The organism is Microbacterium oleivorans, assembly GCF_001644225.1.
GTDB classification, from domain to species: domain Bacteria; phylum Actinomycetota; class Actinomycetes; order Actinomycetales; family Microbacteriaceae; genus Microbacterium; species Microbacterium gawkjiense.
In genome coordinates this window covers 38,942-53,602 of sequence record NZ_LSTV01000003.1, presented here as the reverse complement: position 1 = coordinate 53,602, position 14,661 = coordinate 38,942, and the positions used below count along the sequence as shown (strand labels likewise).

10 protein-coding genes are annotated in these 14,661 nt (G+C 72.1%); 7 read left to right on the top strand and 3 right to left on the bottom strand.

All coding sequences use genetic code 11. The annotated features are described in order from the left end of the window. Position 1 precedes the first annotated feature (1 nt). Positions 2-1,360 (bottom strand): 4-aminobutyrate--2-oxoglutarate transaminase, encoded by a 1,359-nt coding sequence (gene gabT, locus AYL44_RS09025; RefSeq protein WP_064002969.1) that lies wholly within the window; start codon positions 1,358-1,360, stop codon positions 2-4. A gap of 96 nt (positions 1,361-1,456) precedes the next feature. Between gabT and AYL44_RS09020 the strand changes: the two genes are divergently transcribed. Both AYL44_RS09020 and AYL44_RS09015 read left to right on the top strand, forming a co-directional pair. Then, positions 1,457-2,989, top strand: coding sequence for a PucR family transcriptional regulator (locus tag AYL44_RS09020; protein ID WP_064002968.1), 1,533 nt, complete (start codon positions 1,457-1,459; stop codon positions 2,987-2,989). Between the two features lie 240 nt (positions 2,990-3,229). After that, a complete protein-coding gene (locus AYL44_RS09015) occupies positions 3,230-4,036 on the top strand; it encodes a DUF559 domain-containing protein (RefSeq protein ID WP_064003237.1) in 807 nt (268 codons plus the stop codon). 100 nt (positions 4,037-4,136) lie between these two features. Here AYL44_RS09015 and AYL44_RS09010 read toward each other — a convergent pair whose 3' ends face one another. After that, positions 4,137-5,615 (bottom strand): helix-turn-helix domain-containing protein, encoded by a 1,479-nt coding sequence (locus tag AYL44_RS09010; RefSeq protein ID WP_064002967.1) that lies wholly within the window; start codon positions 5,613-5,615, stop codon positions 4,137-4,139. A gap of 123 nt (positions 5,616-5,738) precedes the next feature. On the opposite strand from AYL44_RS09010, the gene aceA reads away from it, so the two are divergent. The 3 genes from aceA to AYL44_RS08995 are packed head-to-tail and all read left to right on the top strand — an operon-like array spanning position 5,739 to position 10,550. Continuing rightward, positions 5,739-7,055 carry an isocitrate lyase gene (gene aceA / locus AYL44_RS09005; RefSeq protein ID WP_064002966.1) on the top strand — a complete coding sequence of 439 codons (1,317 nt, stop codon included), beginning with the start codon at positions 5,739-5,741 and terminating at the stop codon, positions 7,053-7,055. Between the two features lie 38 nt (positions 7,056-7,093). Continuing rightward, the gene (gene aceB, locus AYL44_RS09000; protein ID WP_064002965.1) at positions 7,094-8,731 is read left to right on the top strand and encodes a malate synthase A; all 1,638 of its coding nucleotides are present in this window, start codon (positions 7,094-7,096) and stop codon (positions 8,729-8,731) included. Positions 8,732-8,756: 25 nt separating this feature from the next. Beyond that, entirely contained in the window at positions 8,757-10,550 is a 1,794-nt protein-coding gene (locus tag AYL44_RS08995; protein ID WP_064003236.1) for a glycoside hydrolase family 2 protein, read from the top strand. Positions 10,551-10,707: 157 nt separating this feature from the next. On the opposite strand, the gene AYL44_RS08990 is transcribed toward AYL44_RS08995, so the two are convergent. Beyond that, complete coding sequence (locus tag AYL44_RS08990) at positions 10,708-12,498, bottom strand: DEAD/DEAH box helicase (RefSeq protein ID WP_064002964.1); 1,791 nt, start codon at positions 12,496-12,498, stop codon at positions 10,708-10,710. Between the two features lie 87 nt (positions 12,499-12,585). Here AYL44_RS08990 and map point away from each other — a divergent pair, with 87 nt between their 5' ends. Next, positions 12,586-13,359, top strand: coding sequence for a type I methionyl aminopeptidase (map, locus tag AYL44_RS08985; RefSeq protein WP_064002963.1), 774 nt, complete (start codon positions 12,586-12,588; stop codon positions 13,357-13,359). Positions 13,360-13,408: 49 nt separating this feature from the next. Further along, the gene (locus AYL44_RS08980; protein WP_064002962.1) at positions 13,409-14,608 is read left to right on the top strand and encodes a pyridoxal phosphate-dependent aminotransferase; all 1,200 of its coding nucleotides are present in this window, start codon (positions 13,409-13,411) and stop codon (positions 14,606-14,608) included. Positions 14,609-14,661 lie beyond the last annotated feature (53 nt).

Sequence of the window (14,661 nt, the reverse complement as noted above, 5' to 3'; positions counted from 1 at the left end):
CTCAGACCGTCTTCAGCGCCCGCGCGAGGACGTCGAGGCCCTCGGTCAGCAGGTCGTCGCTGATGGACAGCGGGGGCAGGAAGCGGATCACGTTGCCGTAGGTGCCGCACGTGAGCACGATGACGCCCTCGGCGATGCAGGCCTTCGCGACCGCGGACGTCAGCGCGCCGTCGGGCGCACCGGTGGTCGGGTCGACGAACTCGATCGCGATCATGGCGCCGAGCCCACGGACCTCCGCGATGCGGGGGTCGGATGCCGCCATGGCGCCCAGTCGCGCCGTGAGGAGCGCCTCGATCTGCTGCGCGCGCTCGATGAGGCCGTCGTTCTCGAAGGCGTCCATTGCCGCGAGCGCCGCCGCGCACGCGACGGGGTTGCCGCCGTACGTGCCGCCGAGGCCACCGGTGTGCGTCGCATCCATGATGTCGGCGCGACCGGTGACCGCGGCCAAGGGCATGCCCCCAGCGATGCCCTTGGCCGTGGTGATCAGGTCCGGCACGATGCCGAAGTGCTCGCTCGCGAACATGGCGCCGGTGCGGGCGAAGCCCGACTGCACCTCGTCGGCGATGAAGACGACGCCGTTGTCCCGGCACCAGTCGACGACGGCCGGCAGGAAGCCGTCGGCCGGGACGACGAAGCCGCCCTCGCCCTGGATGGGCTCGATGATGACGGCGGCCAGGTTGTCGGCACCGACCTGCTTCTCGATCATCGAGATCGCGCGGGCCGCGGCATCCGCCCCCGACAGTCCGTCGCGGAGCGGGTACGAACCGGGCACGCGGTAGATCTCCGAGGCGAACGGGCCGAAGCCGCTCTTGTAGGGCATCGACTTGGCGGTCAGGGCCATCGTGAGGTTGGTGCGGCCGTGGTACGCGTGGTCGAAGGCGACGACGGCCTGCTTGCCGGTGAACTTGCGGGCGATCTTGACGGCGTTCTCGACCGCCTCGGCGCCCGAGTTGAACAGGGCGCTCTTCTTCGCGTGGTCGCCGGGGGTGAGCCGGTTGAGGTTCTCGGCCACCTCCACGTAGGACTCGTACGGCGAGATCATGAAGCAGGTGTGCGTCAGCTGCGCGGCCTGGGCCGCGATCGCCTCGACGACCTTCGGGTGCGCGACACCCACCGTCGTGACGGCGATACCCGAGCCGAGGTCGATGAGCGAGTTGCCGTCGGCGTCGACCACGACGCCACCGCCGGCGGCGACGGCCGCGATCGGGACGGTGTGCCCGACGCCCGCGGCGACGGCCTCGGCCTTGCGCGAAAGGAGCTCCTGCGAGCGGGGCCCGGGGATCGCGGTCTCGAGGCGGCGCTCCTGCGGGAGGGACGGTCCGCCGAGGGGCGTGGTGACGGCTGCGGTCGAGGTGCTCATGCGGCGAGCGTAGAGGGGCGCGGGCGAGCGGTCACTCGCCGTTGCGTCTATCCTCAGCGCAGAGGTGTACATCGTGTACACACCGGAGGAGGCGAGATGGTCACGCGCGAGGCCGAGCCGACTCTGCGGGCGCTGCTCGCGCGCCGCGAGCTGGCGCTGCGCCTCGCCGACGACGAGTCCGCCTTCCGGCCGGGGGCGCTCGACCGACCGACCCGGTGGGTGCACAGCTCCGACCTCGACGATCCGACCCCGTTCCTCGCCGAGGACCTCGTCCTCCTGACTACCGGCACCCAGTTCCCGACCGACGGCGACTACCCCTTCGACGCGTACGTCCGGCGGCTCGTGGACCGCGGCGTGGCGGCGCTCGGGTTCGGTACCGAGGTGGTGCGCGACGGCATCCCGCCCGACCTCGCGGCGGCGTGCCGGGCGGCGGGCCTCCCCCTGTTCGAGGTGCCGTACAGCACACCCTTCATCGCCGTCGCCCGCGCCAACGCCGAAGCCGTCGCCGCGCAGGCCTACGCACGGCGCACGTGGGCGCTGTCGGCGCAGCGCGCCCTCGCCCTCGCCGCGCTCCGCCCCGACGGGCTCGGCGCGACGATCGCCGAGCTCGCCAAGCAGCTCGACACGTGGGTCGGGATGTACGACGCCGCCGGCGAACTCGTCCGAGAGCACCCCGCCGGCGCGCTCTCGCCCACCGCGGCGGACACCCTGCGCGCCGAGGTCGGCGCGGTGCTGCGGCGCGGCGCGCGCGCCGGCTCGTCGCTGCACTCGGACGCCGCCGCCTTCACGCTGCAGACCCTCGGACGCGGCGGCGAGCTGCGCGGCGTTCTCGCGATCGCCGCCGGCGAGCTCGACCGCGCCGGGCGCGACGTCGTCACCGCGGTGATCGCGATGGCGGGGCTCGCCCTCGAGCAGCATCAGCGCCTGTCGCGGGCGCGCAAGGCGCTGCGCTCGGGGATGGTGCGCTCGCTCCTCACCGGGGATCCGGCGCTCGCGCGGCAGATCTCCCGTGACGTCTGGGGCGCCCTGCCGCCCGCGCCGGTGGTGGTGGCAGTGACGGATGCCGCCGGTCGCCGCGCGGACGCGCTGCTCGACCTGCTGGAGCTGCGCGCCGAGGAGCGCCACGGCGGGCTGTTCTTCGGGAGCGTCGACGACGACGTCGTGATCGTGGTCCCGGCATCCGCGTCACCGGTCCTCGACGAGTTCGCCGAACGCTTCGACGCGCGGCTCGGGGTGTCGGATCCGACGCCCTACGCCGGCTTCGCGAAGGCGCTGGACCAGGCCCGCGCGGCGCGCGGACGGGCCGGGGGCGCGGGCGTGGTGGGATTCGCGGAGGTGCAGGCCGGCGGCATCCTGTCGGCGCTGTCGGCGGGGACCGCGCCGACGGTGGCCGCCGCCTTCCTCGAGCCGCTGCGCCGGCACGACCGCGAGCAGGGCGGCCGGCTCGAACAGACCCTGCGCGCGTGGGTGGCCGCCGACGGGTCGAACGACGGCGCCGCATCCGCGCTCGGCGTGCACCGCCACACCGTCCGCACACGCCTCGCCGCCGCGGAACGCGTGCTCGGCGTCGACCTCTCGTCGTTCGCCGGGCGCGCCGAGCTGTGGGCGGCGCTGCAGCTCGGCGGGTGAGGCCGGCGCGCGTGCCGTGCCGCGCCGTGCTCGGCTGCCGTGCCGAACGGCGGAGATTCCTGCGACACGCCGGGGACGGCGGGGCTCGAACGGCGTGTCGCGGCGCATCTCCGCTGCCCGGTCAAGGACTCCTCCACCGGTGCGGCACCGCGCCCGGGGTCCACGGATCCCCGGGCCGGCGGACCGCCGCGGCGGGGTCCGCGAGAGGGTGCCGTCGTGTGCGACGACGGTGCGGGGCTGATGACGACAGCGGACCTCCGGCGATCGGGGCTGCGCCGCTCCGCGATCGCAGCCGCGGTGCGGTCCGGATCGATCGCGCGGGTGCGCCGCGGGACGTATGCCGCCCGCGGAACGTGCAGGGCCGTGAGGGAGGCCGCCGTGCACGGCGGCGTCCTGGGCTGCGTGAGCGCGGCGCGGCACCTCGGCCTGTGGACCCTCGCCCCCGAGGGTGAGACGCACGTCTGGCTGCAGGCCGACGGCCACCGATTTCCCCATGACGGATGCCGGTGCGTCGACCACTGGGATGCGGCGCCGTCGCGCGGGCGGCTCGCCGCGGCATCCGTTCCCCGCATCCTCCGGCAGATCTGGCTCTGCCGCGGTGTCGAGGAGTTCTTCGTGGCGGTCGAGTCGGCGCTGCATCTCGGGATGCTGACGCCCGAGGGCCGCGCGTGGCTGCAGCGCACCTGCGGGGACGGCGCCCGCGAGGCGCTGGAGGCCGCCGGTGCGGACTCGGAGAGCGGCCTCGAGTCGCTCCTGCGGTGGCGGCTCCGAGGCACGGGAATCGCGCTGCGCGCGCAGGTCCTCATCGCCGGCGTCGGACGGGTCGATTTCCTCCTCGGCGATCGACTGATTCTCGAGGCCGACGGAGCCGAGCACCACGGTTCCGCCCCCGCCCGGCACCGCGATCTGCTGCGCGACGCGAACGCCGCCGCCTGGGGCTACGTCACGCTGCGGTTCGAGGACGCGATGATCGTGCACGACTGGGACACGGTGCGCGCCGCCATCGACGGTCTGGTGGCCGCCGGCATCCACCTCGATCACGGCTGAACCCGAGCCGAACGGCGGAGATCCCGTCCGACACGCCGCGGAACGGATGCCGCACCACGGCGCGTCGCGAGAATCTCCGCCGTTCGGCCCGGCGGCGGCCTCACTCCGGCGCGTGCGCCTCGAGGAACTCGTACAGGTCGGTCGTGTCGACGCCCGGGAAGGCCCCGGTGGGGAGGGTCGCGAGCAGGGTGCGCGGCGTCCGGACGTTCGGCCAGGCCTGGTCGCGCCACGTGCGTTCGAGTTCGGCGGGCGGACGTCGGCAGCAGACCTCGACGCCGTGGCGCGACACCCCGCGGTTCGGGGTCTCGCGGCCGATGAACCACTTCGTGTCATCGAAGCGCACCCCGACGCTCACCGAGTGGGCGCCGTCGCTCGAGGGTTCCACCCTCGCGGTGCACCAGTAGGTGCCGTTGCCGGTGTCGGTGTACTGGTAGTACGGGTTGAACTTGTCGGGGATGTCGAAGACCACCCGGCTCGTCCACCGCCGGCAGCACAGCTGCCCCTCGATCGACCCGAACCGGTCGGCGGGGAAGTTCACGTCGTCGTTCTCGTACGCCTTCGTGATCGTCCCTGACTCATGCACCTTCAGGAAGTGCACCGAGATGCCGAGGTGCCGCGTCGCGAGGTTGGTGAAGCGGTGCGCGGCGGTCTCGTACGAGACGGAGTACGCGTCGCGGAGGTCCTCGATCGAGATCGCGCGGCGCGATTTGGCGTCCTGCAGGAACGCCGCGGCGTGCGACTCGGGCACCATGAGTGCGCCGACGAGGTAGTTCGTCTCGACCCGCTGCCGCAGGAACTCGGCGTACGACCGCGGCTCGGCGTGCCCGAGGATCCGACCGGCGAGCGCCTGCAGCACGGGCGTGCGCGAATCCCCGCGCCCCGGGATGCTGCTCGAGAGGTAGAGCCGGCCGGTGCGGTTGTCGGCGACCGATCGGGTGGATGCCGGCAGGTCCGACACGTAGTGCAGCGAGTACCCGAGGTGCGCCGCGATCTCGGACGCGGTGCGCTGGGTGAGCGGCCCGCCGGGGTGGTCGACGGCCGCGAGGATGCGCTCGGCCTGCGCCTCGAGCTCGCCGAAGTAGTTGTCCTGCCGTCGCATCAGGTGCCGCAGCTCGACGTTCGCGCGCCGCGCCTCTTCGGGGGTCGCCGAGCGCTCGTCGTTCAGCCGCTCGATCTCGCCGTGCAGGGCGAGCAGCGTCTCGAGCACGCCGTCGGGGACCGACTTGCCGATGCGGAACGGCGGGATGCCGAGGGCCTGAAACGTCGGCCCCTTCATCGCGCGTTCGACCGCGATCTCGAGACTCGCGCGCTCGTCGAGCGGCTCGGCGGCGAGGAGCGCGTCGATCGTCGTGCCGAGCGCGCGGGCGATCGTCTGCAGCAGCGAGAGTTTCGGCTCGCGCTTGCCCGTCTCGATCATCGAGAGCTGGCTCGGTGCCCGCGAGACGGCGGCGGCGAGCTCGTCGAGCGTCATGCCGCGAGCGGTGCGCACCTGGCGGATCCGGCGGCCGATGCTGAGCGCGTCGGCCGCGGTCGAGACAGGGGCGGATGCCGCATCCGCCCGATCTTCATCGATCGTCATGTCCGGGAGTGTGTCACGAGAGCAGAAGAACGCGCAATCTTCACCTCGGAAACCTCGACCGGGGGCGCGCTTCTTCTCGCACAGTGGTGTCACGACCCGCTCCCGACCCCTCAGGAGGACGCCATGACCTTCCCCACCACCCCCTCGGCCCGGCCGATGCGCGCCGGCGACCAGACCCAGACCGCGGCCGAGCTGCAGGCCGAGTGGGATGCCGACCCGCGCTGGGACGGCATCGAACGCACGTACTCCGCCGAGGACGTCGTCCGCCTGCGCGGCTCGGTCCGAGAAGAGGCGACCCTCGCCCGGCGCGGTGCCGAGAACCTCTGGAACCTGCTGCACACGGAGGACTACGTGAACGCCCTCGGCGCCTACACCGGCGGCCAGGCCGTGCAGCAGGTGCGCGCCGGGCTCAAGGCGATCTACCTCTCGGGCTGGCAGGTCGCCGCCGACGGCAACCTGGCCGGCCAGACCTACCCCGACCAGAGCCTCTACCCGGCCAACTCGGTGCCGTCGGTGGTGCGCCGCATCAACAACGCGCTCGCGCGCCAGGACCAGATCGAGCACGCCGAGGGCGGCGCCACGCGCGACTGGCTGGCGCCCATCGTCGCCGACGCCGAAGCCGGTTTCGGCGGACCCCTCAACGCCTACGAGCTGGCGCTGTCGATGATCCAGGCGGGGGCCGCCGGCATCCACTGGGAGGACCAACTGGCGAGTGAGAAGAAGTGCGGCCACCTCGGCGGCAAGGTGCTCGTGCCGACGCAGCAGCACATCCGCACGCTCAATGCCGCACGCCTCGCCGCCGACGTCGCGGGCGTGCCGACCGTCATCATCGCCCGCACCGACGCCCTCGCCGCCGACCTGCTCACGAGCGACGTCGACCCGCGCGACCAGGAGTTCACGACCGGCGAGCGCACGAGCGAGGGGCTCTACCGGGTCCGGCCGGGGCTCGAGGCCGTCATCAGCCGCGGCCTCGCCTTCGCGCCGTACGCGGACCTCCTGTGGGTCGAGACCGGCGAGCCCGACATCGAGCTGGCCCGCGCCTTCGCCGAGGCGATCCACGCGCGCTTCCCGGGCAAGCTGCTCGCCTACAACTGCTCGCCGAGCTTCAACTGGAAGCGCCACCTCGACGACGCGCAGATCGCGACCTTCCAGCGCGACCTCGGCGAGCTGGGCTACGCGTTCCAGTTCATCACCCTCGCGGGCTTCCACGCCCTCAACCACTCGATGTTCGACCTCGCGAAGGGCTACGCCGAGAGCGGCATGACCGCCTACGTGGCCCTGCAGGAGGCGGAGTTCGCCGCCGAGAAGGACGGCTACACCGCCACCAAGCACCAGCGGGAAGCCGGAACCGGCTACTTCGACCTCGTGTCCACGGCGCTCAACCCCGACAGCGCCACCCTCGCCCTGGTCGGATCGACCGAGACGGCGCAGTTCCACTGACCGGATGCCCCGGCATCCCCTTTTCTCAGGAGTACGACATGACCCTCATCGACACCCCTCCCCCGACGACCACGACCACGACCACGACGCTGACGATCCGCGGACCGCTGCGCGAGCGCTACGACGAGATCCTCACGCCCGGTGCGCTCGATTTCGTCGCGCAGCTGCACGAGCGCTTCGGCGGGCGACGCCACGACCGCCTCGCCGACCGGATGCGGCGGCGCTTCGAGATCGGCAACGGTCAGGACCCGACGTTCCGCTCCGACACGGCGCACATCCGCGAGGACCCGGACTGGCGGGTGGCCGGCGCCGGACCCGGCCTCGAGGACCGCCGCGTCGAGATCACCGGCCCCACCGACCCCAAGATGACGATCAACGCGCTGAACTCCGGTGCGCGCGTCTGGCTCGCCGACCAGGAGGACGCCACGAGCCCGACCTGGCGCAACGTCATCGAGGGGCAGCTGTCGCTGCGCGACGCGATCCGCGGCGAGCTGCGGTACACGAGCCCCGAGGGCAAGGTCTACGAGGTCACCGCCGAGCGGACGCCGACGATCGTCATGCGCCCGCGCGGCTGGCATCTGATGGAGAAGCACATCGACATCAGCGACCGGCACGGACGGACCCTCGCGGCATCCGGTTCGCTCGTCGACTTCGGTCTCTACTTCTTCCACAACGCCGAGCGCCTGATCGCCGACGGTCGCGGCCCCTACTTCTACCTGCCGAAGATCGAGTCGGCCGAAGAGGCGAAGCTGTGGGACGACGTCTTCACCTTCAGCGAGCGGTTCCTCGGGATCCCGCACGGGACGATCCGGGCGACGGTGCTGATCGAGACGCTCCCGGCGGCGTTCGAGATGGAGGAGATCCTGTTCGAACTGCGCGACCACGCCGCGGGCCTGAACGCCGGGCGGTGGGACTACATCTTCTCGATGATCAAGAACTACCGGGGGCGCGGCGCGCGCTTCGTCCTGCCCGACCGCAGCCAGGTGACGATGACGGTCCCCTTCATGCGCGCCTACACCGAGCTGCTCGTGCAGACCTGCCACAAGCGGGGCGCGTTCGCGATCGGCGGCATGAGCGCCTTCATCCCGAACCGCCGCGACGAGGGCGCGACGCGCACCGCGTTCGAGAAGGTCGCGGCCGACAAGCGGCGGGAGGCGGGCGACGGGTTCGACGGCACGTGGGTCGCGCACCCCGACCTGATCCCGGTGGCGCAGGCCGAGTTCGACGCCGTGCTCGGCGAGCGGCCGAACCAGGTCGACCGGCTGCGCGAGGACGTCGCCGTGACCCCCGCGCAGCTCATCGACTGCCACATCGGGCTGCCGATCACGGCGGCGGGCGTCCACGGCAACGTGTCGGTCGGCATCCGCTACATCGAGGCGTGGTTGCGGGGCCTCGGCGCCGTCGCGATCGACGGACTGATGGAGGATGCCGCGACCGCCGAGATCAGCCGGTCGCAGATCTGGCAGTGGATCCACCAGGGCCGCACGACGGAGGACGGCACCCGCATCACCCGCGAGTACGTCGAGGGCCTCATCGCGCGGGTGCTGGACGAGGTCCCCCGCCACGACCACGACCGGTTCGACGACGCCGCGGAGGTGTTCCGCGAGGTCGCCCTCGGGGCCGACTTCCCGACGTTCCTCACGCTCGGCGCGTACGCGCGCTTCCTCGTGGAGTGACCCGTCGTCGGGCATGCTGGAGCGCATGACCGACGATGACGTCGCCTTCCGCGCGAGCACGCAGGACGGCTCCTACCCCCGACCGCAGCTCGTCCGCCCGCAGTGGGCCGACCTGACGGGGACGTGGGGGTTCGCGTTCGACGACGAGGATGCCGGTGCCCACCTCGGCTGGGAGGGCACCGGCATCCGTTCGGGTCGCATCGTCGTCCCGTTCCCGCCCGAGTCGGCCGCCTCAGGTGTCGGCGACACAGGTCCGCACCGCGTGATGTGGTACTCGCGGGAGATCACGGACGCCGACCTGGATGCCGCGGGCCACGCGGAAGGCCGGCGACTGATCCTGCACTTCGGGGCCGTCGACTACCGCTGCGAGGTCTGGGTCGGCGGCCGGTCGGTGGGCCGGCACGAGGGCGGCCACACCCCGTTCGCGTTCGACGTCACGGACGCCGTGGCCGCCGGCCGCACGATCGTGGTGCGGGTCGAGGACGACCCGACCGACATCGCGCAGCCTCGCGGCAAGCAGGACTGGCTCGACCACCCGCACGTCATCTGGTACCACCGGACGTCGGGCATCTGGCAGCCCGTGTGGCTCGAGAGCGTGCCCGAGGCACACGTCGGCGCCCTTCGGTGGTGGACGGACCTGCGCGCCGGGACCGTCACGCTCGACGTCGAGCTGTCGGGCCCCGCCGCCGAGACCGAGGTCTCGGTGGAGCTCTCGTTCGAGGGGCGGCGGCTCGGCGCCGCGAGCGCGACGGCGACGTCGCGCGAGGCGACGATCGTCGTCCCCGTCGCGGCCCTCACGAACGGTCAGGCGTACGAGGACCTGCTGTGGTCGCCCGAGAACCCGCGCCTCGTGGACGCGACCATTCGGGTCGGTGACGACGTCGTGGCGTCGTACCTCGGCATCCGCACCGCCCATGTCGCCCGCGGACGCTTCTGGCTCAATGATCGCCCGTACTACGTGCGATCGGTGCTCGAGCAGGGGTACTGGCCCGACTCCCACCTCGCGGCGCCGTCGGCGCAGGCCCTGCGCGAGGAGGTCGAGCTCATCCGCTCGCTCGGGTTCACCGCCGCGCGGGTGCACCAGAAGTTCGAGGATCCGCGGTTCCTCTTCGCCGCCGACCGCCTCGGACTGCTCGTGTGGGGTGAGGCCCCCGGCACGTACACCTTCACGCCGACGGCGATCGAACGCACGACCCGCGAGTGGCTCGAGGTGGTGCGGCGCGACGTGTCGCACCCGTCGATCGTGACGTGGGTGCCGCTCAACGAGAGCTGGGGCGTGCAGCACATCGCCGCGGACCCGCGCATGCAGCACTTCGCGCGCGCGCTCGTCTCGCTGACGAAGGCGCTCGACCCGACCCGGCCCGTCGTCTCGAACGACGGGTGGGAACAGGTCGACACCGACATCGTCGCGATCCACGACTACGAGTGGCGCCCCGAGGTCATGCGGCAGCGGTACGCGACGGATGCCGACATTCACCGCCTCTTCGACACGGTCGGCCCCGCGGGCCGGACGCTCATCATCAGCGGCGACGTGTCGGACGCCCCGATCATGCTCACCGAGTTCGGGGGTGTCTCGTTCGACACCGAGGCGGCGGAGGATGCCTGGGGCTACTCGACGGCGACCTCACCCGACGACTTCGCCGAGCGCCTGTCGGGCCTCCTGGCGGCGGTGCACGCGAGCGAGGCCCTCGCGGGCTTCTGCTACACGCAGCTGACCGACACCCTGCAGGAGACGAACGGGCTCGTCACCGCCGACCGCACCCCGAAGATCCCGATCGACCGGATCCGCGCGGCGATCACGGGCGAGCCGGCCGAGTAGCGGCATCCGCTCGTCCCGGCCATGGCGCTGGGGGCGTCAACCGATGCAATGGATCCGAGCCGCCACGCCGCGTGCGCGTCCCGACGGGCGGCGTGTCGCACCGGATCCATTGCATCCGTGAACGCCGCCCCGGACGGGCAAGGGAGAGCGGATGCCGTCACTCGCGGCCGTGACGCGGCTTGCGCTCGGGCCGGTCGCCGTACGAACGCTTCGGCCGGTCGTCGAAGGAGCGCTTCGGGCGCTCCCCGCCGGGGCGGCCGCGGTCGGGACGGATCTCGATGAGCTGCCCCGAGATGCGGGTGCCCTTGAGGCGTTCGAGCACGGAGGCATCCATCGACGTCGGCAGCTCGACGAGCGAGAAGTCCGGGCGGATGGTGATGGCCCCGAAGTCGTCGCGGCCGAGGCCCCCCTCGTTCGCGAGGGCGCCGACGATCTGACGCGGCTCGACGCGCTGCCGGCGCCCGACCGCGATGCGGTACGTCGTGAAGTCGCCCTTGCCGCGACGCTCCCGGGGGCCGTCGGCACGCGCCGGACGGTCCTTGCGCGTGCCGCGCTCGGCGTCGGCGGCGACCGCCTTCGCGAGTTCGTCGCGCTCGGGGTCGAGCAGCAGCGGTGTCTCGCCCTGCGCCACGACGGCGAGCGCCGCGGCGACGTCCTGCTCGGGCACGTCGTGGTTGCGGACGTAGTGCGCGATGACGTCGCGGAACCCGCTGATGCGGTCGGTCTCGGCGAGCGCCGCCGTGATGGCGTCGTCGAAGCGCGCGAGACGGGTCGAGTTGATGTCCTCGGTCGTCGGCAGCTGCATCTGCGTGGGCGCCTGACGCGTCGCGCGCTCGATGTGGGCGAGCAGGTAGCGCTCGCGCGGGGTGACGAAGCTGATCGCGTCTCCGGTGCGGCCGGCGCGACCGGTGCGGCCGATGCGGTGCACGTACGACTCGGTGTCGGTGGGGATGTCGAAGTTCACGACGTGGCTGATGCGCTCCACGTCGAGGCCGCGGGCGGCGACGTCGGTCGCGACGAGGATGTCGAGCTTGCCGTCCTTCAGCTGCTGGATGCTGCGCTCGCGCTGCGGCTGCGGGATGTCGCCGTTGATGGGGGCGGCGCTGAACCCGCGGGCGCGGAGCTTCTCGGCGAGGGTCTCGGTCTCGTTCTTCGTGCGGACGAAGATGATCATCCCGTCGAAGTCCTCGACCTCGAGGATGCGGGTGAGCGCGTCGACCTTCTGCTGGTACGACACGATCAGGTACCGCTGCGTGATGTTCGTGTTGGTGGAGGTCTTGGTCTTGACCGTGATCTCCTCCGGGCCGCGCAGGTACTGCTGCGCGAGTCGGCGGATGGATGCCGGCATCGTCGCCGAGAACAGGGCGACCTGCTTCTCGGCGGGGGTCTGCGCGAGGATCTGCTCGACGTCCTCGGCGAAGCCCATCTTCAGCATCTCGTCCGCCTCGTCGAGCACGAGGTTCTTCAGCTGCGAGAGGTCGAGGGTGCCTTTCTCGAGGTGGTCCATGATGCGGCCGGGCGTGCCGACGACGATGTGCACGCCGCGGCGGAGAGCCGACAGCTGCACGCCGTAGCCCTGACCGCCGTAGACGGGGAGGACGTGGACGCCCTTCATGCGCGCGGCGTAGGACTCGAACGCTTCGCACACCTGGAGCGCGAGCTCGCGGGTGGGGGCCAGGACGAGGGCCTGCGGCGTCTTCTGCGTCAGGTCGAGGTTCTCCATGATCGGCAGCGCGAACGCGGCGGTCTTGCCGGTGCCGGTCTGGGCCATGCCGACGACGTCGCGGCCGCCGAGGAGGACGGGGATGGTCGCGGCCTGGATCGCGGAGGGCGTCTCGTAGCCGAGGTCTTTGATGGCGGCGAGGACGGGACCGGTGAGGCCCAGCTCGTCGAAGCCGGGGAGGGCGGGGGTGTCTGCGGGCTCGGTCGGGGTCTGGGGGTCACTCACCTATCCACCGTAGTGGAGCCGGGCTGGGAACCATCCGGGCGGGCGTAGGATGAGAGGTCGCGCCTGACGACCGGAACGGACTGCCTCGTGATCGAGATCCTCACCCCCGACCAGATCGACCGCGCCCGCACGACGGGCGGGCTCGTCGGCGACATCCTGCACGGCATCAAGGAGCGCGTGAAGCCGGGCACGAACCTGCTCGAGATCGACGCGTGGGCGAAGGACATGATCCTCGGCGCCGACGCCGAGTCCTGCTACGTCGACTACGCGCCGTCCTTCGGCCGCGGACCCTTCGGCCACTACATCTGCACCGCCGTCAACGACGCCGTGCTGCACGGCCGTCCGCGGGACCAGCGTGTCGCCGCGGGCGACCTCCTGACGCTCGACCTCGCGATCAAGACGGGCGGGGTCGCCGCCGACGCCGCGATCAGCTTCACCGTGGGCGGCGCGCCGCACGCCGAGAACGACGCCCTCATCCGTGCGACCGAGGAGGCCCTCGCCGCCGGCATCGAAGCCGCCCAGCCGGGCGCGCGCATCGGTGACATCTCCGCCGCGATCGGCGACGTGCTGACCGGGGCCGGCTATCCCGTGAACACCGAGTTCGGCGGGCACGGCATCGGCACGACGATGCACCAGGACCCGCACGTCTCGAACATCGGCCGTGCCGGCCGCGGGTACCGCCTGCGCCCCGGACTCATGCTCGCGATCGAGCCGTGGGTCATGGTCGACACCGACGAGCTGAAGGTCGACGAGGACGGCTGGACGCTGCGCAGCGCGACCGGATGCCGCACCGCGCACACCGAGCACACGGTGGCGATCCTCGAATCGGGCAACGAGATCCTCACGCGTCCCACGCGCTGACCCCCGACACACCCCTCGCCCGCGCGACGCCCGACGGTACGCTCGGAGGGTGACCGAACGCGCTCCCGTCTCCCGCAAACTCTCCGCCATCGCCGAGTCCGCGACCCTGAAAGTCGACGCCAAGGCCAAGGCCCTGCAGGCCGCCGGTCGTCCGGTGGTCTCGTACGCGGCCGGCGAGCCCGACTTCGCGACCCCGCAGTTCGTGGTGGATGCCGCGGCCGAGGCGCTGCGCGACCCCGCCAACTTCCGGTACACCCCCGCGGCCGGCCTGCCCGTGCTGCGTGAGGCGATCGCCGCGAAGACGCTGCGCGACTCGGGCCTCGAGGTCGCCCCCTCGCAGGTGATCGTCACCAACGGCGGCAAGCAGGCCGTCTACCAGGCCTTCCAGGCGGTCGTGAACCCGGGCGACGAGGTCCTGCTGCCCGCGCCGTACTGGACCACCTACCCCGAGGCGATCGCCCTGGCCGACGGTGTTCCCGTCGAGGTGTTCGCCGGCGCCGACCAGGAGTACAAGGTCACCGTCGACCAGCTCGAGGCCGCCCGCACCGACAAGACGACCGCGCTCGTGTTCGTGTCGCCGTCGAACCCGACGGGCGCCGTCTACACCGCCGACGAGACGAAGGCGATCGGCGAGTGGGCCCTCGCCCACGGCATCTGGGTCATCAGCGACGAGATCTACCAGAACCTCGTCTACGAAGGCGCTCGCGCGGTGTCGATCGTCGAGGCCGTGCCCGAGCTCGCCGGCCAGACGATCCTCGTCAACGGCGTCGCGAAGACCTACGCCATGACCGGCTGGCGTGTGGGCTGGATGGTCGGGCCCGCCGACGCCATCAAGGTCGCCGGCAACCTGCAGTCGCACCTCAGCTCGAACGTCAACAACATCGCGCAGCGCGCGGCCCTCGCCGCCCTCACCGGCCCGCAGGACGAGGCCGAGAAGATGCGCCAGGCCTTCGACCGCCGTCGCGGACTGATCGTCTCGGAGCTCGCGAAGATCCCCGGCGTCACGGTCCCGAACCCGCTCGGCGCGTTCTACGTCTACCCGGATGTCACGGGACTGCTGCGGCGCGAGTGGGACGGTGTGCGCATCGACACGTCGCTCGAGCTGGCCGACTACATCCTCGAGCGCGCCGAGGTCGCCGTCGTCCCGGGCGAGGCCTTCGGCCCGTCCGGTTACCTGCGTCTGTCGTACGCGCTCGGCGAGGAGCAGCTGCTCGAGGGCGTCCAGCGCCTGCAGCGCCTCTTCGGCTGACGCGCGCCCTCCGGGCGGCGATCTCCGAGGTCCCACTCCAGCCGGGAATGGGC